Annotated in this window: 18 protein-coding genes; 7 read left to right on the top strand and 11 right to left on the bottom strand. The window is 66.7% G+C overall.

The genetic code is table 11. The features are described 5' to 3' along the window. Positions 1-112 precede the first annotated feature (112 nt). Positions 113-2,137 carry a hypothetical protein gene (locus tag QX121_RS14165; protein WP_315812256.1) on the bottom strand — a complete coding sequence of 675 codons (2,025 nt, stop codon included), beginning with the start codon at positions 2,135-2,137 and terminating at the stop codon, positions 113-115. A 281-nt stretch (positions 2,138-2,418) separates the two neighbouring features. Between QX121_RS14165 and QX121_RS14160 the strand changes: the two genes are divergently transcribed. The 5 genes from QX121_RS14160 to QX121_RS14140 are packed head-to-tail and all read left to right on the top strand — an operon-like array spanning position 2,419 to position 6,063. After that, complete coding sequence (locus tag QX121_RS14160) at positions 2,419-3,303, top strand: peptidylprolyl isomerase (protein WP_315812341.1); 885 nt, start codon at positions 2,419-2,421, stop codon at positions 3,301-3,303. Beyond that, positions 3,300-4,280: a HupE/UreJ family protein gene (locus tag QX121_RS14155; protein ID WP_315739576.1), complete on the top strand. Its 981-nt coding sequence runs from the start codon at positions 3,300-3,302 to the stop codon at positions 4,278-4,280. The genes QX121_RS14160 and QX121_RS14155 overlap by 4 nt, the downstream gene beginning before the upstream one ends. Before the next feature lie 17 nt (positions 4,281-4,297). Then, positions 4,298-4,909: a HupE/UreJ family protein gene (locus QX121_RS14150; RefSeq protein ID WP_315781142.1), complete on the top strand. Its 612-nt coding sequence runs from the start codon at positions 4,298-4,300 to the stop codon at positions 4,907-4,909. After that, positions 4,906-5,526, top strand: a complete 621-nt coding sequence (locus tag QX121_RS14145; protein ID WP_315812255.1) for a HupE/UreJ family protein — start codon at positions 4,906-4,908, stop codon at positions 5,524-5,526. Before QX121_RS14150 ends, QX121_RS14145 begins: the two co-directional genes overlap by 4 nt. Before the next feature lie 45 nt (positions 5,527-5,571). After that, complete coding sequence (locus tag QX121_RS14140) at positions 5,572-6,063, top strand: prepilin peptidase (protein ID WP_315812254.1); 492 nt, start codon at positions 5,572-5,574, stop codon at positions 6,061-6,063. Positions 6,064-6,082: 19 nt separating this feature from the next. Here QX121_RS14140 and QX121_RS14135 read toward each other — a convergent pair whose 3' ends face one another. From QX121_RS14135 to QX121_RS14090, 10 genes are read right to left on the bottom strand one after another with little or no spacing between them, the layout of a single operon-like run. After that, positions 6,083-6,706, bottom strand: coding sequence for a hypothetical protein (locus QX121_RS14135; RefSeq protein ID WP_315812253.1), 624 nt, complete (start codon positions 6,704-6,706; stop codon positions 6,083-6,085). Further along, entirely contained in the window at positions 6,706-7,275 is a 570-nt protein-coding gene (gene gspM, locus QX121_RS14130) for a type II secretion system protein GspM (RefSeq protein ID WP_315812252.1), read from the bottom strand. The genes QX121_RS14135 and gspM overlap by 1 nt, the downstream gene beginning before the upstream one ends. Beyond that, positions 7,272-8,348, bottom strand: a complete 1,077-nt coding sequence (locus tag QX121_RS14125; RefSeq protein ID WP_315812251.1) for a PilN domain-containing protein — start codon at positions 8,346-8,348, stop codon at positions 7,272-7,274. Before QX121_RS14125 ends, gspM begins: the two co-directional genes overlap by 4 nt. Continuing rightward, on the bottom strand, positions 8,345-9,289 hold the full coding sequence (locus tag QX121_RS14120; RefSeq protein ID WP_315812250.1) for a type II secretion system protein GspK: 945 nt from the start codon (positions 9,287-9,289) through the stop codon (positions 8,345-8,347). Before QX121_RS14120 ends, QX121_RS14125 begins: the two co-directional genes overlap by 4 nt. Continuing rightward, complete coding sequence (locus QX121_RS14115; RefSeq protein ID WP_315812249.1) at positions 9,289-10,008, bottom strand: type II secretion system protein; 720 nt, start codon at positions 10,006-10,008, stop codon at positions 9,289-9,291. The genes QX121_RS14120 and QX121_RS14115 overlap by 1 nt, the downstream gene beginning before the upstream one ends. Beyond that, entirely contained in the window at positions 10,008-10,406 is a 399-nt protein-coding gene (locus QX121_RS14110; RefSeq protein WP_315812248.1) for a type II secretion system protein, read from the bottom strand. The genes QX121_RS14115 and QX121_RS14110 overlap by 1 nt, the downstream gene beginning before the upstream one ends. Continuing rightward, positions 10,399-10,863 carry a prepilin-type N-terminal cleavage/methylation domain-containing protein gene (locus QX121_RS14105; protein WP_315717469.1) on the bottom strand — a complete coding sequence of 155 codons (465 nt, stop codon included), beginning with the start codon at positions 10,861-10,863 and terminating at the stop codon, positions 10,399-10,401. The genes QX121_RS14110 and QX121_RS14105 overlap by 8 nt, the downstream gene beginning before the upstream one ends. Continuing rightward, positions 10,856-11,332 carry a type II secretion system major pseudopilin GspG gene (gene gspG, locus QX121_RS14100; protein WP_315772843.1) on the bottom strand — a complete coding sequence of 159 codons (477 nt, stop codon included), beginning with the start codon at positions 11,330-11,332 and terminating at the stop codon, positions 10,856-10,858. Before gspG ends, QX121_RS14105 begins: the two co-directional genes overlap by 8 nt. A 20-nt stretch (positions 11,333-11,352) precedes the next feature. Continuing rightward, entirely contained in the window at positions 11,353-12,564 is a 1,212-nt protein-coding gene (locus QX121_RS14095; protein WP_315812247.1) for a type II secretion system F family protein, read from the bottom strand. Positions 12,565-12,572: 8 nt separating this feature from the next. After that, positions 12,573-14,228 carry a GspE/PulE family protein gene (locus QX121_RS14090; RefSeq protein WP_315812246.1) on the bottom strand — a complete coding sequence of 552 codons (1,656 nt, stop codon included), beginning with the start codon at positions 14,226-14,228 and terminating at the stop codon, positions 12,573-12,575. Between the two features lie 253 nt (positions 14,229-14,481). Between QX121_RS14090 and gspD the strand changes: the two genes are divergently transcribed. Further along, positions 14,482-16,785 carry a type II secretion system secretin GspD gene (gene gspD, locus QX121_RS14085; protein ID WP_315739559.1) on the top strand — a complete coding sequence of 768 codons (2,304 nt, stop codon included), beginning with the start codon at positions 14,482-14,484 and terminating at the stop codon, positions 16,783-16,785. Next, on the top strand, positions 16,757-17,305 hold the full coding sequence (locus tag QX121_RS14080; protein ID WP_315812245.1) for a tetratricopeptide repeat protein: 549 nt from the start codon (positions 16,757-16,759) through the stop codon (positions 17,303-17,305). The genes gspD and QX121_RS14080 overlap by 29 nt, the downstream gene beginning before the upstream one ends. Positions 17,306-17,405 lie beyond the last annotated feature (100 nt).

The raw sequence follows: 17,405 nt of genomic DNA, 5'->3' as shown, positions 1-17,405 counted from the left end.
GGCGAACCCCAGGGCACAGGTTTCAAAGACGAAGCACCGGTTCGCAAACCGGCGCTCGGAGCGAGCAGGATCCGACGGGGCGGTATCGTCCCGCCGGATCGATGCCGATCAATCAGTCGCGGTTGAAGGCCCAGCGACCCCAGTGGCCCCAGTGGCCCCAATGATCCCAGTCGTGCCAGTGGTGATGGTCGTGAGCCAGCTTTCGCGCCAGCTCCTTGTTCTTCTCCACCAGCAACTTGGGCGCATCGTACGGACGGACGAAGATCGGGTTCGCATAGAACCAGACGTTCGACCAAGCCTGCACGTCGTTGGTCACCTTCTTCACGCCGCCGACCGTGCCGAGGTGCGACGGACATGCCGGATCCGTGCAACTGACGGTGGCGTTGTTGGCGTCGAGCAGCGGATTGCCGGCGCTATCGGACACGTTCGGCGTGGCCGGCGGAATGTTGGTGCCGCGGGCGCGGATGTAGAACGGTGTCTGGCCGGCGATGAAGGTGGTCGTGAAGCTGAGGCGGGTCGAACCGTCGCGCAGCTTGCGGCTCCGCATCTTGGTCGCCTGGATCTGCTTCGCGATCTTGGCCGACGGGTTGTAGACGATGGCCGCACCATCGACACCCTTGGCATTGGCCACCGCATAGCCCGGGGCGCCCGGCGCGATCGGACCGGTGATGTCGCCGGTAATCAGATCGACGTGGTCGAGATAGGGCTTGTTCAACGGCTGCTTGATGCCGACCGGCAGCAGCAGCGGATTGTTGAAGCTGTATGGGCTGTTGTTGGAGGCCGGAACGGTCATCTCCATCTCGAGCGTGACCTTCTCGCCGGGACGCACGACCAGCGTCTCGCCCATGGTCTTCCAGTCGTCGTCCCACTCACCCTTCGCACGGAACTCCATGTCGGAGTCGATGATGTGGGCGTTGACCGAATAAGAGTTGCCCGAACGCATGCCGTCGATGATGGACTGCTGGGAGAAACGCCGCTCGTTCGGCACGTAGAGCCTGGTGTACTCGCCGGGGATGAAGTCCGCCGTCGTGCCGGGATCGCGCGCGCCATAGACGCCGCGGCTGTGCCAGTCCGAGCTCTGGAACAGGAAGAAGTTGCGGCCTTCGCCGAGCAGACCATCCCACAGCCCGCCGACCTTGGCGGTGTAGACGCCCTGCATGCCGTAGGTGCCGCCGCCGACTGCGCCTGAGCCATAGGAGCCCGAGCCGCCGTTCACGCCGCCCTCGGCCATGTGACCCGGGGCCTCGATGCCGAACGCGACCGTCGGGCCGGCATTGTTGAAGTCACGGAAGTGCTCGATGTTGTAGCCGGCCGAGCCGTTCGGGTTGAACGGTCCCTGCCGCTCGGTATGGGTCGGCACCACATAGGATTGCAGCGGGTGGTTCGCCTGCAGCCAGGCGATGCCGGCGACTGCCTTCTGGTGGCCGGCCGTGCCGGAATTGTTGACATTGTCCTTCCCGGCCCAGACCGGGTTGTTGCTGGCATCGACCGGACCGATCGCGTCAGTGTCCCCGCGGTCGAAGCGATATTCGAACTCGGCCATCTTGTCCGCATTGCCGTAGCCCCGCGGGTTCTGGCCGGCGATCACCGCGACGTCGCCATGCTCGTGGCCGGGCAGGATCCACTCCAGGCCCTCGACCAGCACCTTGTTGTAGGTCGCGGTGCGATTGACGATGGTCGGATACTCGATCTCCTTGATCGACTGCCAGCGCCACATCTTGGCGCTGGTGCCGGTGCCGTTGGGCGTGCCCTTCAGACTGGTGATCGTAATGCCGTCGATGGTCTTGCCGAGCGTCTGGCTCCAATACGTCGTCGTATTGTCGCCCGGGATGTTGGCGCTCGCATCGCTGAAGCGGCAATCACGATTGCCCGAACCGCCGTGGTTGCCGAGCGTGAACCAGTCGAGATCGAAATTGTTTCCGCCAGCCGCCGCAGTGCCCTTGCCGACCGAGCGGTCGATCGCATAGCCGGCTGCAACCGAACCGTCGGTGCAGGTGTTGTGGTTGTGCATGTCGCCGGCGACATACGGACTGTTCTTGCTCGTTTCCCCCCAACGCTCCCCAGCGTCGGCGCTCTGTGACAGGGCCAGCGAGACCGAGGCCGCTGTCAGCAGGATTGTCTTGGTAGATGGAACCATTATCGTCGCCCCTAAAGAATTCGATCGATCTCCAAACCGAGATGACAACGCGACCGATGCGCCGTTATCATTCGCGGCGCGAACAAACCAAAACTCGGAGACAGTTTGTTGAAGGATTTATTTTTGCCGGTGCCTTCCCCACGAACATCGCGGTCCGCAGTCGTTGCGAAATTTTTGTGACACTGACGTTTGCCCGGTGACAACGGCAAGTGTGCCGTTGCATATACGCGCCGCGCAACGAGCGCGGTCCGAGTTGTAAAGAACGTATGTCAGCCCCTGCCATGTCGAATGCGGCGCAGACCTTCGAGAGCGCCTCTGCACGCTCCAATCAGCAAGATGGCAACAGCTCTTCCCCTGCGCGATCATCATCCGTGACCGCCCTGCGCGGGCTCAGCAGGGAGCCACTCCTGCACTTCCTTGTTCTCGGTGGCCTGATCTTTGCGGCCGATGCCATCATCCACCCGCCGGCGAAGGACGAGAAGGTCATTGCGGTGACCAAGGCTCTGCGCCAGTCCTTCATCGACACGTTCGACGAGGACAAGCAGCGGACCCCGAGCGAGACCGAGCTGCAGAAGATGGTCGAGGCCTGGGTCGCCAGCGAAATCCTCTATCGCGAGGGCAAGACGCTCGGTGTCGACCGCGGCGACGAGATGATCCGCGACCGTGTCGCGTTCAAGCTGCAATATCTGATCTTCGATCAGGTGCGCGTGCCGCAGCCGAGCGACGAGCAGTTGCGCGCCTGGTTCGCCGACAATCATGCGCGGTTCGACGAGCCCGAGCGTGTCAGCTTCTTCATGACGCCACCCAGCGACGAATCGACGGCGCGGCGCTACCTTGACGACATTCGCGAGCAGCGCGAATCCGAGGAGCTGCGCGATCAGACGCGCGCGGTTCTCGACCGACCAGTGCCGAGCCTGGCCGCCGGCTTCGGCGACGGCTTCAGCGACGGCCTGCTCAAGGCGCCCCTCCAGGAATGGACCTTGCTGCAGTCGAAGGACGGGTGGCACGTGGTTCGTCTCGACGCCCGGACGCCGGGCGCTCCGGCGAAACTCGAGGACATTCGCGCCGAGGCGGCCAAGATCTGGCACACCGAAGAGACGCGGAAGCGGGCCTGGGAGGCGGTGAGCCGGCTCAAGGCCAACTACACGATCAGGTACGAGCCGTGACCGGCGCGCGCGCCCTGCTCGCCATCGTGCTCGCGCTCGCGGCGCTGCTGCCTGGGCGGCCGGCGGCTGCGCATCAGGCGACGATCGCCGTGCTCGAGTTTCGCGAGATGCGCTCCGGCGTCTATATCGGGCGATGGACGACCTTGCCGAAGGATGGCGTCAACCGCATCGATCTCAAGATGCCCCCGCATTGCTACCTGCGCCTGCCGGAGCTGAATTGCGGCGACAAGGGCCTCGTCGGACAGATGACGATCGCCAATCTCGGCGAGGACATGTCGGCAGCCATCATCCGCGTGACGTCCCTGGCTGGAGAGACGCGCAGCTACACGATCTCGGCGGCCAATCCGGTCGTGACGGTGCTCGGCACCGACGCGCCGACGCTCGAGACCTGGCTCGAGCTTGCGAAGACCTATGTCAATCTCGGCATCGACCATATCCTGCTCGGCGCCGATCACCTGCTGTTCGTGCTCGGGCTGATCTGGATCGTCCAGGGCGGCTGGCGTCTGCTCAAGACGATCACGGCCTTCACCATCGGCCACAGCGCCTCGCTCGCCGCAACGGCGTTCGGATGGATCGGCGTTGCCGAGGGGCCGCTCAATGCCTGCATCGCGCTCAGCATCGTGTTCGTCGGCGTCGAGATCGTCAAACAGCAGCGCGGCGAGACCGGGCTGACCGCCCGCTATCCATGGGCCGTCGCCTTCAGCTTCGGTCTCGTGCACGGCATCGGCTTCGCCAGCGCGCTGGCCGGGCTCGGGCTCGAGCGGCGGATCCTGCCTGCGGCGCTGCTCTTCTTCAATGTCGGCGTCGAGATCGGACAGATCCTGTTCGTGCTGCTGGTGCTGGCGCTGATCTGGGCGCATCGCCGCCTCGGCGCGGCGCTGCCGCGATGGGGCGCCGAGCTGCCGGCCTATGCGATCGGCTCAGTGTCGATGTTCTGGTTCCTGGGCCGTCTGGTGCGGGTTCTGGCGGCCGCATGATGACGAATGGGACGAACATGATCGCGCGCAAACTCCTGCACACCATGTTGGGTGCGGCGCTGCTCTCGCTGCTGTCGGCGGATCCGAGCCTTGCCCACGAGCAGACGGGCGTCGGCGGCGGGCTGGCCAGCGGCCTGCTGCATCCCTTGACGGGGCTGGATCACCTGGTCGCGATGGTTGCAGTCGGCATCTGGGGCGCGCAGCTCGGCGGCGCTGCGATCTGGATCCTGCCGGTCGTCTTCCCGCTGGTGATGGCGTTCGGTGCCGTCCTGGGAATCCTCAAGATCGGGCTGCCCGTCCCGGAGCTCATCATCGCGCTCTCGGCGCTGGTCCTCGGGCTTGCGGTCGCGCTGCGCATCCGTGTCCCGTTCGCGATTGCGGCCGTCATCGTTGCGATCTTCGCCATTTTCCACGGTCATGCCCACGGCGTCGAGCTTCCGACGGCGGCGAATCCCCTGGCCTATGGCTGCGGCTTCGTGGTCGCGACCGGCCTTCTCCACGCCTGCGGCATCACCATCGGCGCGCTCGCGCGCTGGCCGGGCGGAGAGCGGATCATCCAGGGCGTCGGGGCAGCCATCGCCGCGCTCGGCGGCTACTTCCTGGTCTCCAGCCTGGGAGTCGCGGCATGAGCACGTTCCGCCGGACTGCGCTGCTCGCATCAGTGCTGCTGCTGACGCAAGCGCAGATCGCCGATGCCCACATCGTATCGGCCCGGCTCGGCGACTTCTACGCCGGTGCCCTGCATCCGCTGCTCACCCTGCAGGACGTCGTGGTCTGGGTCGCGCTCGGATTGCTGGCCGGCTCGCTCGGCGCGGCGAGCGGACGATGGCTGGTCGTGGTGTTTCCGGTCGGCCTGTGCGCGGGGCTTGCGCTCGCCGCCGGCTCGGGCGTGACGGCAGTGTCCCCGTTCGTCGATGCCGCGACCATTCTCATTCTCGGGCTGCTGCTCGCGACGGCCTTGCGCATTCCTGTGGTACTACTGAGCGTGGTTGCATTCGTGCTCGGTGTGATGCGCGGTGCCGCCAATGCCGGCGAGCTCGGGCCGCAGACCGACCGCCTCCTCTACGCCGCCGGGCTCGCCGGTGCGGGCTACGCCACCATCACCCTCGTGATGGCGCTCGCGCTCAGCTTCAGGCGTCCCGACACCGAGCCGCTGTCGAGCTGGCGCGGGATCGCCGTGCGCGCGGTCGGCGGCTGGGTCGCCGCGATTGGCCTGATGATGGCGGGACTATCGCTCGCATCCTGAGCCGCCTATGCTCAGGCGATCTGACACCGCTAGTCCCCACATCGCGTGACGAACGCCATCAACATCCTCTCCATCCTCGTGCTGCTCCTGACCTGCGCCGGCCTGATCTGGACGGATCTGCGCAGCGGCCTGCTGCCGGACTGGATGAATGCGCTGGTCGCCGCCAGCGGCCTTCTAAGAACCGCGACGCTCGACGATCTGCCCGAGGCGCTCTGGAATGTCGCCGGAGCCGTTGCCGTCGGTGTGGCGCTGCTGCTGCTGCGCCACCTCTACATGATGGCCCGCGGCCGCCAGGGACTGGGCCTCGGTGACGTCAAGTTTCTCATGGCAGCAACGTTCTGGGCCGGCCTGCCGAGTCTGCCGATCCTGCTGCTCGTTGCCACGACGACGGCACTCGCCGCGGCGCTCGCGCTCTCCTTCACGGGCCGCCGGCTGACAGCCCAGACGGCACTGCCGTTCGGTCCGTTCCTCATCCTCGGCCTGCTTGCCGTGCTCGTCCTGCAAGCCAGCAGCAGTGAGTTGATCGTGACCTTCTGAATACCGTGGGACGATGTCCTCATCGCGCGCGCCGCGCCATCCGCTCGCGTCCGCCCGGTGGCATGGGCGGGGTCATCGGCGCCGCCTGCACGTCGCTGTTTGCCGTCGTGCCGAGCTGCGGCATCTGCAAGGTGACTGTCTCCGGTGCCTTCAGCAGCGAGGCCTCGCGCGGTCGCAGCGACTGCAGCACCCACCCCTCATGCGAGGCGCCGACCCGCAAGCGCAGCGATGCCTGCGACGAGGCATCGACGAAGATGCCGAAGCTCTCCTCATCCCCGATGACCGTGCCCACGAGTTGCAGGTTTGGTCGTTCCGGCTCTCTCGGCGGCGGAGGCGGCGGCGCGCGCATCACCATGACGGGTGCGGCAACCGGCGGCGGCCGGCGCGAGGCCGAGAAGATCGGACGGTCGCGCGTCACCGAGAGAGCGCTGATGGGAACGTCCCACAGCGGATTGGCGCTCGTGCCAGCCGGGACTTGCACGCTGGCAGCAGCGGCCGGCCGGTTGGAATCGAATGGCGCGGCCTGGACAGGCGAAGCAGGCTCGGGACCATCCGCCGTCTCGCCGCACGCCCGGCCGAGCGAAGCTGTAAGAATGCACACGGTAGCAACGGTGACGAGACCTGAGCGGACGAACGATCGCATCACATCTTTCCTTGCCATTGGCCCGACACGGTGACCAGCACCGTCAGCCGCCCCACGCCGCCGGCGGCAGCCGCCAGCGGCTGCTGCACGTGCAGTTGATCGACGAAGAGAAACGGCAATCCGGCTTCGAGGTCATAGAGCAGCTGCTGCAGCGCCGGCTGCTCGAGCTCGCAGCTGGCGACGACGCTGATCAGGTTGGCGTTGGCGGTGGCGCGCGCCGCCGGCAGTTCGACCTGGGTCGACAGCACGCTGCCGCCGACCTTGCTGATCGCCTCCGTGAGGCGCTGCACCAGCGCCGCGCCCGCGATGGTGACCGTTCGTCCCTCGACGAACACCGATCCGCCCGGAGCCGTCGCGCTGCCCGCGGCCGAACTGCCGGCCGGCCGTTTGCGTCCGGAAAACTGCGACAGCTGCGCGTTGGCGTCGTTGAGCTGGTCGCGCTTGGCGACGAGATCGACGACCGCTGCAGCACCAAGCCAGAGCAGCGCCACGATGGTCACCGCATAGAGGATCGCAGAAGCGGCCGGCGAGTTCACGAAGATTCGGCGCAGCGATGTCGACCAGTTCATGCCCGGTCTCCGAAATAGGCGTTGATGCGCGCCTCGATATGGAAGCGCTCGCCCGCTTCCCCGGCGGTGCGCGTCGTCGGCGCGTAGAAGGTGGCGCGGCTGAACTGCGGCGATTGCTCGATCAGCCGGATCAGCGCGGGTGCATCCTGGGTCAGGCCGGAGATCTGCAGCCGATCGTTCTCGATATGCATCTCGACGACGTAAGTCCCGTCGGGCAGGATCTTCGACAACGTGTCGAGGACGATGACGCTGGCGGGGCTGGTCTGCTTGCGCTTGGCGAGCAGCCCGTCGGCGGCGGTGGCGCCCATCGCGGGCCGCAAGGCGGCGCGAAGCCGCGCGACCTGCGCCTGGGCGTCATCGAGCTCACCATCCACATATCCGCCGATCAATGTCGTCGTGATCAGCAGCATCGCCGTGGTCGCAGCCACCGACAGCCAGCCGAGCTTGAGCACGCGCCCGAGATCGCAGCCGCCGACGAACGACGAGCGCAGCGACGTCTTGAAGATCTGGATGGGGGCGGCATCGGGTGAGCCTGAGCCGACGTCGGTCGTGATGACGAGCTTGGCGGCGCCAACCTGATCGGCCAAGGCGAGCAAGGGCTGGACCAGAGCCCGCGGCGTCGCCGCGAGCGTTAGTGCGATCCGGTCGTTGGCAGTGCGTGGGGCGCTGTAACCGTAGAGGACCTGTTCGAGATTCCACGGCGTCAGCCTGCCGATCTGGGTCCGGATCATGCCGTCGAGAAACGGCTCGGCCTGCTTCGGATAGTCGAGGGGGCGGATCAGGACGCTCTCGGCGGCAAGATGAATCTCCAGCGCGGCGCCGCGCAGCGTTCGCAGCCACTCCGGCGAGAGCCCGACCTGCGCTGCGCCCGCGGCCGGATTCACCCTTGCCGGCGCCAGCGTCGGTTTCGCCTTCGGCGGCGCCTGCACCGTCATGACGACGGTTTCTGGCTGATCGTAGCGGATCAGGACCCGCGGACGTCTGAGCTGCCGATCGGCTACGGCCTCGATCGCTGCGGCGACGCTCGCCGTCCACACCGTCAGTCCGCGCTCGATCGCTTCGGTCAGCTTCATGGCATCCTCTGCGCCTGGAGCGCTCCCCTCGGTTGCGGCCCGTCGTCCTGCCGCGCCAGCAGCCGATAAGGCTCCTCCCCTTCGCCGGGAACGATCACCGCCGTCGCCGCATGACGAAGCCCGCCCGCCGGACCGACGACGATGCGTAGTCGGTAAGCCTTGCTCCTGCCCTTGGCGGCATCCTTCGCAGCGGGGCCCAGCGTCTTGGCGAGCGTATCGGCATCCTGTGACAGCGACGCCCGCGCGTTAAGGAAATCCTTCAAGATCAGCGGTGTCATTCCCGGCAATGCGGCAACGACTTCCGGCGCCGCGATCGTCGGATCGATGCCGGGAGAGCCGTTGAAGACGGTCACCAACGGAAGCACCCGATCGATCAGCGATGCGGGAATGCCGAGGACGAGCGACAGCTCGCCGCCATGCGCGAACGGCGCCAGGCGCGGCACCCGTTTGAGACCGGCCGCCGCGTAGCGCGCCTCCTCCGCCTGGGCCTTGGCTGCATCGGACGGCTTGGAGCGCCAAGCAACCACCCGCTCGGCATGATCCTTGGCAGCGTCCCGGTCGACGCCCAACGTGACGAAGAGATTTTCGAGCATGTCCTCCGACGCGGTGTTGAGATCGATCCGCGCCGCTTCGTTGACGAACGAGACCGCAATGTCGTTGCCTGCAAGCGCCAGCTGGAAACCGCCCTGTCTCGGCCGCTCCTCGTCCTTGGACAGCAGCAGACGATAGGCCGAGAGTTCGATGGCCGCCGAGATCAGCGCATCGGCCTCGACCGCTTCGTCTTCGAGCCGCAGCAATCGCGCCGAGCTTCCCAATTGCTGCGAGACGACCACGACGAGGGCGGCCAGCGCCGCAAGCATCCACAGCGCCGCAATGAGGATGAAGCCATCCTGCACGCCGCGCCCGTCGGCAGAACCTCTGGTGACGGAAGGGGCCGGCATCAATCGATCGGCTCGCTCTTGTTTGGTTGAGGCGGCTCGGCCGCGGCCGGCTGGTTTGCGGTGCCGCCCGCTCCCGAATCGGCAAAGCCGCCGCCCGGCGCATCGACCTGAATACGGACTGCGCTGACGAGAACGGCGGCGCCGCCGCGGCTGTCGTCGTGCACCGTCATGCGAACGGCGGACGGCAGCCTGGTCGCATCGCGCCACTCCGTCGTCCATGCCATCGTCCTGTCAGCATAGGCGAACGACATGCGGAACGGCGCAGACAACAGCACCACGGGATCGCCGAAACGGAAATGCTCGGTCACTGGCTGACCGACCGACACAGGCTCGAACGCGGCACGCGATCGCCGCAGAGCGCGCTCGCCCCTGCTCCCTTCCTCGCCGATGCGCACGATATCGAGGCCATGTCCCGCATTCGGACCAAACTCGGCGCGCACGAACACCGCCGAGACCTCGTTGCCCACGAACAGCGGTCCCTTCTGCTCGCGATTGGCCGAAACAAACTGCGCGGCGGCGAAATCATCGCCGACCCGCCGCAGCGCAGCGGCCACCATCTCCGCGCGCTGCACGCGATCCAGGCCACGCTTCCACGCCGGCAGCCATTGCGACGTCACTGCGGCCAGCGCCGACAAGACGATGCCGGCAATCGCGAGCGCGCCGAGCGCCTCGATCAGCGCGAAGCCCTGCTGTTGCGGCCGATCGGATCGGACGATCATCAGCGCGCTCCTCGCGCGAGGCGGACGGTCTGCACATCGGCCATGGCGCCCGAGCCGGTCTTGACGCGCAAGGTCACCGCCTCCGGAATCCACCCGGTCTGTCCGGCCGGTTCATTCCAATCACCGCCGAGCGGCCTGATCTGCAGCACCACCGCACCGGAGCCGGAGCGCTGATCGGTGCTGCCCGGCTGCAGCCGGCCGCGATCGGTCAGCAATGTGGCCAGCGCCAGCCTCATGTCGGTGACGAGGGTGACGTGCTGCTCGAGCTTGCGAACACTGGCCGCGTTGCGCGACACCACGGCGCCGATGGCGATGATCGACACGCTAACGATGGCGAGGGCGACGAGCACCTCGATCAGCGTGAAGCCGGCTTCACTCCGGCCAGTGCTCTCAACCATTGGCGAGCGCGCGCGAGACAATGTCGATTCTCCCCGTCAGCCAGTTCACCCTGATCTCCAGGCTCAGATCGGCGCGCGACAATGTGATCGCTCCTCCGCAGGACAGTCCGTCAGGAAAGAAGCTGATCGTCGCCAGCACCGGCCGATGCTGGCAGCTGCGCGGCAACGTCGCCAGGAACGCGACATCGTCGGGCAGCTTCAGCGCAGCCGCGCCGCTACCGGAGCGGATCAGGCGGCGCGACGTGTCGATCTCGGTGTCGACGCGCGTGCCTGTCCGCATCGACGAGGCACGATCGGACTTCAGGAGCGTCGCCGCTTGCAGCGCATAGGCCTGCAGCCGCGGCCGCGACGTCTGCCGCGGCAGGTAAGGCAGCGCGACGGACGCCAGCAGCGCGACGATCGCGAGCACACAGACCATCTCGAGCAGCGTAAAGCCGCGCTGGCCGTCGTCACTCACCGCGCGCGCTCGTCTGCGTTCCCAGGACGATGTCCGCCGCCGTCCCGCTGCCGCCCTCCTGGCCATCGGCGCCGTAGGACAGGATGTCATACGGGCCGTGATCGCCCGGTGCGCGGTAGACGTAGGCCGTGTTCCACGGATCTTTCGGGACGGCCCCGCCTCTGAGATAAGGACCGTTCCAGGTGCTCAGTCCGGCCGGCCGTTGCGCCAACGCACCGAGGCCTTCCGAGGTCGAGGGGTAGCGGCCGGCATCGAGATAGAACAGGTCGAGCGCCGCCGAAAAGCTCTGCAACTGGATCCGCGCTGCCTTGGTCTTGGATTCGCTGAGATAGTTCAGAACGCGCGGACCGATCAGCCCCATGATCAGCCCGATGATCGTGATCACGACCAGCATCTCGACCAGCGTGAAGCCGCGCTCGTGTTCGCGCCCGGCCCTCATGGCCGGCCCGATCTGCGTATCCGATCTCATGTCGTTCTCCTTGATGTCGGTCAGCCGACCAGTTGCGTCACCGAAAGCAGGGCCGTCATGATCGAGACGATCAGGCCACCGACGACCACGCTGATGAGCAGAATGGCGGCGGGACCGACGATGCCGACGACACGGTCGAGTCCCCGCTGCAGCTTGGCTTCGTAGAATTCTGCGATCCGGGTCGACAGCGTCGGCAGTTGGCCGGTCTCCTCGCCGAGCCGCAGCATGCGCAGCGCCATCGGCGGCAGCATGTTGTCGGCCGACAGCGCCTGGGACAGCTTGCCACCGTGACGGACGCGATCCGCCGCCGCCGACCATGGCGCGCGCGACGACGTCACCGCCATCACGTCAACGAGGATGCGCAGTGCAGCGCTCAGATTGACGCCGCAGCCGAGCAGCAGGCCGAGATTGCGACAGAACAGGCTGGTCCGATAGAACAGCAAGAGGCTGCCGATGCCGGGCGTCACCGCCAGCACACTGGTCAGGCCGGCGCGAACCGCGGGCTGACGCAACAGCCACCAGCCTGCCGCAAGCAGCGCCGCACAGCCGAGCGTGATCGCAGCTGCATTGGCGCGCAGCAGATCCGACATCGTCATGAAGAAGCCGAGCGCGGTATCGGCACGGCCACCGAAGTCGCGCAGCACGGCGGAGAAGTTCGGCAGCACGGCCACGAGAAAGAACAGCATTACGCCGATCGCCGCGAGGAACACGAAGGCGGGATACTGCATCGCGTCGGTCAATTTGCGGCGCGTCGCCTCCGAACGCTCGCGTTCGCCGGCCAGCGCGGTCAGCACATGATCGAGCGTTCCCGACGCCTCGCCGACGCGCATGAGCGCGACATACATCGGCGAGAACAGCTGCGGCTGGGCAGCCGCCGCGTCGGCGAAGCTTTCACCGGCCATGATCGCCGCGCGCAGCCGCGCCACCACGGGACGCAGGCGACCGATGTCGGAATCGCCGGACAACAGATCGAGCGCGTCGTCGAGTCGCGCGCCGGCCTTGAGCAGCAGGGCCAGATCGCGCGTGAACGTGGTCACTTCAGCCGCGGACGGAGCGCCGAAGGAAAGTCCGGACGCACCGCCCGTCCGCTCCTTCGTCTCCTCGACGGTTTCGATCGGCAGCAGCTGCAGATAGGAGATGCGCCGCTCGACCTCGCCGCGCGACGGCGCGTCGAGAGATCCGACGACGATTTCACCGGACTGCGTCAGGGCGCGATAGCGGTAGCTCGGCACGATTCACCTCACCGCGCCACGAGGACACGAAGCAGCTCGGAGGCCGAGGTGACGCCGGCGCGGCACTTGGCGACACCGTCGTCGAGCATCGTCGTCATGCCTTCCCGGATCGCCAGCCGATCGATCGCGAGGCCGTCGGCACTGTCAGCGATCAGCTCACGCAGGCTGCTGGTCAGCTCGAGCAGCTCGAACACGCCGACACGGCCGCGATAGCCGCTCTGGCCGCATCGCTCGCATCCCGTCGGATGCCAGGTGATGTCGCCGGGCACGAGGCCGAGATGACCGAGGCGCGGATCCTGGCGGCACGTCTCCTCATCAAGCGGCTGCGGCGTCTTGCATTGATCGCAGAGCTGGCGCACCAGCCGCTGCGCGATCACCGCGCGCAGGGTCGAGCGCAACAAGAAGCCTTCGACGCCAAGGTCGAGCAGGCGCGGCACCGCCGCCGCGGCGGTTTCCGTGTGCAGCGTCGTCAGCACCAGATGGCCGGTCAGCGCAGCATGGACGGCGACATGTGCCGTCTCGCTGTCTCGGACTTCGCCGACCATGATGACGTCGGGATCCTGACGCACGAAGGAGCGCAGCGCGCTCGCAAATGTCAACCCGATCGTCGGCTTGATCTGCGACTGATTGATGCCGGGGATCTCATATTCCACCGGATCCTCGACGGTGAGGATCTTGCGCTCCGGCGTGTTGAGCATCGACAGGATCGTCGCCAGCGTCGTGGTCTTGCCGCTGCCGGTCGGCCCCGTGATCACGATCATGCCGTGCGGCAGCGTGATCAGGCGCCGGAGCGCGGTGTCATCGCGCGTGGAGAGGCCGAGACGGCTCGCCACGAGCTGCGAGCGATCCTTCGGCAGGATGCGCAGCACCGCCGATTCCCCGTGCTGGGTTGGCATGATCGCAACACGGACGTCGATCTCGGCTCGGCCGGCGCGAATGCGCGCGGCCCCGTCCTGCGGCAGACGCCGCTCGGCAATGTTGAGACCGGCGACGATCTTGATGCGCGAGATCACCGCCTGCGGCAGCACGCCCGCAGGCGCCGCGATCGGACGCAACAGGCCGTCGACCCGCAGCCTGACCACGAGACCGGTCGAGAACGGCTCGATGTGGATGTCGCTGGCGCGCATCTCGACGGCCTTCTCGATCAGGTCGTTGACCGCGCGGACGACCGGCGCGCCGCTCGCGAGATCGCGCAGGCTTTCGATGTCGTCGTCGCGGAGCTCCTGCGCCGGCGAGATCTCGGCCTCGTCGGAATCGCCAAGTCGTTGGTCGAGGACGACGGCGATATCGTCATGCGAGGCGACCTTGAAAAGAGTCTGCGGGCCAAGCACCAGCTCGGCGGCCCGGCGCACGGCCTGATCGGTCGGGTCGGCCATCGCGAACACGGCGGCGCCGTCAGAGTCTTTGTATGGATAGCCGAGCACTTCGCGCAGGAAGCGATCGGAGAACTCACTCACCGCGGGCAGTGCCGCCATCAGCTCGCGCAGCGCGACGCGCTCCAGTCCGGTGAAGCCGGCAACCTCCTCCGCGAAAACGTCGGCGGTCAAGCCGAACCTGTCCCAGAGCGCGATCTGCGTTTCGCCCGCGGCTCCGCCTTCGCCCGCCGCCAGGGGATGGCGCTCGCGAAGATAGGCATGGAATTGGGTCGACAGTGTACCGCTCATGGCGTGATCCGGGTGGCGCCCGTGCCGGCTCTACGTCTCGGCACGGCGCAACTGGCGACCGACGTTATCGATCGCGAACATGACGGCTGTACGAATGTGGACGGCGCGGACATTTCCGACACACATGTCGCGCAAAGGCGGGCGGCATCAGGCAAAGATACATAAGTGTCACATTGGACCGCTATGCAGGCTGCGCGGTCGAACGAGGCGCGATCCTGGTTCGGCCGGTCAACACGAGTAGATCGGTAAGTCCATGTTTCGTATCGGCAATCGAAGCCAGTCCGCTGCGGTTGTCAGACATGCCTGGTTGCTGACCATCGCGGTGCTGCTCGCGTCCTGCAACATGGCAACGCTCAATTCCCAGGCCAGCGCGCCGGCCGATGTCGACGTCATCGACAAGGTGCGCTCGCTCGATATCCTGCCGCGCGACAATGCACCGGTCGCATCGATCCAGGGACGCCCCGAGGTCGAGCGGGCGAGCGCGCGGACCTATCAGGGGACCACGGTTCAGGAGGTCGCCGAGGTCAGGCCGCTTCCGGCGGCCGATGGCAAGGGCTATGACCTCAATTTCGAGAACACGCCGATCGCAGTGGTCGCGAAGGTCGTGATCGGCGACATCCTCGGCGCGGGCTACTCGATCGATCCCCGCGTGCAGGGCAGCGTCAGCCTGGTGTCGGCGCGGCCGGTGCCGAAATCCGACATCCTGTTCGTGCTGGAGAGCGCGCTGCGCCTGTCGGGCGTCGTGCTGGTCCGCGAAGGCGGCGGCTACAAGCTGACTCCGCTCGGCGACGCCATCGGCGCCGGACGCGTCGACGGCGAGGCCGGCCGCGCCGAGCCCGGCTACGGCGTCTCCGTCGTGCCGCTGCAATATGTCGGCGCGCAGACGATCCTCAAGCTGATGGACAGCTTCGCGACCCGGGCCGGCAGCGTGCGCGCCGACACCACCCGAAACCTGCTGCTGATCCAGGGCACAGGAGCCGAGCGACGCTCCGCGATCGAAACAGTGATGAGCTTCGACGTCGACTGGATGCGCGGCCAGTCGGTCGGCATCTTCCCGGTCAGCAATTCGGCGCCGGAGCCGTTGATGGCGGAGCTGGAGAAGATCATGGATTCCGGCGAGAACGGGCTGAGCCAGAGCCTGGTCAAGCTACAGGTCGTCAATCGCCTGAACGCGATCATGGTCGTAACGCGCAAGCCGGCGCTGCTGCAGAGCGCGGCGACCTGGATCCGCCGGCTCGACCAGGCCGACTCCGGGCGCACCAGCGTCCACGTCTACCGCGTCCGCTACGGCGACGCGCGCCAGCTCGCCAAGGTGCTCACCGACATGTTCGGCGGCGCCGGCTCGTCCTCCACCGACGGCGCCGACGGCCAGACCGCGCCGGGGTCCGACGGCACGACGACGTCGGTCGCCGATCGGCTCTCCTTCAACACCAATGCAGCGGGATCATCGAGTTCGAGCGCCAATCCGGCGAGCCGGTCCCAAGGCGGTGGTCTCTCGAGCATGTCATCTTCGAGCACGTCGTCCTCCAGCAGTACGCCGTCCTCGACCGGGCTGGAGCCACGCAGCAGTGGTGCCGGCGGAGGCCAGGCCATCATGCCGAATGTCCGGATCACCCCGGACACGGTGAACAACTCGCTGCTCATCTATGCCGACCGCGAGAACTACCGCATCATCTCCAGCACGCTGCAGCAGCTCGACCAGCCGGTGCTGCAGGTCGGGATCGACGCCACGATTGCCGAAGTGACGCTCACCAACGAGCTGTCCTACGGCGTGCAGGCCTATCTTTCGAGCAAGGTGCTCGGCCTCGGGACCGACAAAGGATCGATCACCAATACGCAAACCACGTCGGTGGCCACGGCCACGACATCCGCGGCGACGACGGCCTTGATCAACCGCGCTCTGCCCGGCTTCAACTTCCTGATCGGACACGAAGCCTCGCCCAACATGATCCTCGACGCACTCCATACTGTCACCAGCGTCAAGGTGCTCTCCAATCCCTCGCTGGTCGTGATCAACAACCAGACCGCCACCCTGCAGGTCGGCGACGTCGTGCCGGTATCGACCGGCAGCGCGACCGTACTGTCGTCGAGCAACACGGTGGTCAACACCATCGACTATCGCAACACCGGCATCATCCTGCGCGTCGTGCCGCGGATCGCCGCCAACGGCAATGTGCGGCTCGAGGTCGAGCAGGAGATCAGCAACGTCGCGGCCCAGACCGCCGCGAGTCTCACGCCGACGGTGTCGCAACGCAAGGTCAAGAGCGCCATCTCCGTCGCCAACGGCCAGACCGTGCTGCTGGCGGGCCTGATCAGCGAGCAGCAGACCGGCAATCGCAACGGCATTCCGGGCTTCGACGAGATTCCAGTTCTTGGCGACGCGTTCTCGCATCAGGGCAAGAAGGGCACGCGCACCGAGCTCATCATCTTCATCCGGCCGCAGATCATTCGCGACGGCAGCGATGCGCATCAGGTCGCAGAAGAACTCCGTTCCAAGCTCCGCGGATCAGTCGGAGCGAGCATCACGGATGATTTGCGTGTCCGCACCACCCGTTGACCCCAGCCAAGTGATCCGGCCGACGATGGGGCGCCTCGCCATCGCCTGCTCCGCAGCCATCCTGCTGCTGGGAGCACTGGCCTCGCCCGTTCGCGCCGATTCGGTCAGCACCGCACGCATCGCCTATGCGCGCGGCGACTTCGTCCGCGCCGTGCGCGTGCTGACCCCGCCTGCCCTGCGCGGCGATCCACGCGCTCAGGCGATGCTCGGCTTCATGTATGAAAACGGCTTTGGAACCCCGCAGGCCTACGAGGTCGCCAGCGATCTCTATTGCCAGGCCGCCGCAGCCGGCAATCCGTTCGGCCAAGCGATGCTCGGCCTGATGTACGACAAGGGTCATGGCGTTCCACAGGACGTCGTGCTCGCCTACAAATGGCTGAACCTTGCTGCCGGACATGCCAAGTCGACCCAGCGCAGCTACTTCCTGCGGCTTCGCAACGCCGTGGCCTCGAAGATGTCGGCCAGCCAGATCGCCCAAGGCCAGGCCCTCGCGCTGGACTGGATCCCGGGCCAGCTCTGACCGGCATCGCCGATCGGCGATCTTCTTCAGAGTTCAGAGCGAGCCGGCTTCCTGCGGCGATGAGCGAAGGCCCGCCGGCATGTGATGCCGGGCCTGCACG

Origin of the sequence: Bradyrhizobium sp. SZCCHNR2028 (genome assembly GCF_032380995.1) — a bacterium.
Lineage (GTDB): Bacteria > Pseudomonadota > Alphaproteobacteria > Rhizobiales > Xanthobacteraceae > Bradyrhizobium.
Note: the sequence above shows the minus strand (reverse complement) of the source record. Positions and strands in the feature narration are given on the sequence as shown.

Bases quoted from the DNA above. Each gene is read 5' to 3' on its own strand.
- QX121_RS14150 (WP_315781142.1), top strand. From the start codon at position 4,298: ATGATCGCGCGCAAACTCCTGCACACCATGTTGGGTGCGGCGCTGCTC.
- QX121_RS14120 (WP_315812250.1), bottom strand. From the start codon at position 9,289: ATGCCGGCCCCTTCCGTCACCAGAGGTTCTGCCGACGGGCGCGGCGTG.
- QX121_RS14090 (WP_315812246.1), bottom strand. From the start codon at position 14,228: ATGAGCGGTACACTGTCGACCCAATTCCATGCCTATCTTCGCGAGCGC.
- QX121_RS14160 (WP_315812341.1), top strand. From the start codon at position 2,419: ATGTCGAATGCGGCGCAGACCTTCGAGAGCGCCTCTGCACGCTCCAAT.
- QX121_RS14125 (WP_315812251.1), bottom strand. From the start codon at position 8,348: ATGAAGCTGACCGAAGCGATCGAGCGCGGACTGACGGTGTGGACGGCG.
- QX121_RS14080 (WP_315812245.1), top strand. From the start codon at position 16,757: ATGATTTGCGTGTCCGCACCACCCGTTGACCCCAGCCAAGTGATCCGG.
- gspM (WP_315812252.1), bottom strand. From the start codon at position 7,275: ATGAACTGGTCGACATCGCTGCGCCGAATCTTCGTGAACTCGCCGGCC.
- QX121_RS14115 (WP_315812249.1), bottom strand. From the start codon at position 10,008: ATGATCGTCCGATCCGATCGGCCGCAACAGCAGGGCTTCGCGCTGATC.
- gspD (WP_315739559.1), top strand. From the start codon at position 14,482: ATGTTTCGTATCGGCAATCGAAGCCAGTCCGCTGCGGTTGTCAGACAT.
- QX121_RS14110 (WP_315812248.1), bottom strand. From the start codon at position 10,406: ATGGTTGAGAGCACTGGCCGGAGTGAAGCCGGCTTCACGCTGATCGAG.
- QX121_RS14165 (WP_315812256.1), bottom strand. From the start codon at position 2,137: ATGGTTCCATCTACCAAGACAATCCTGCTGACAGCGGCCTCGGTCTCG.
- gspG (WP_315772843.1), bottom strand. From the start codon at position 11,332: ATGAGATCGGATACGCAGATCGGGCCGGCCATGAGGGCCGGGCGCGAA.
- QX121_RS14135 (WP_315812253.1), bottom strand. From the start codon at position 6,706: ATGCGATCGTTCGTCCGCTCAGGTCTCGTCACCGTTGCTACCGTGTGC.
- QX121_RS14145 (WP_315812255.1), top strand. From the start codon at position 4,906: ATGAGCACGTTCCGCCGGACTGCGCTGCTCGCATCAGTGCTGCTGCTG.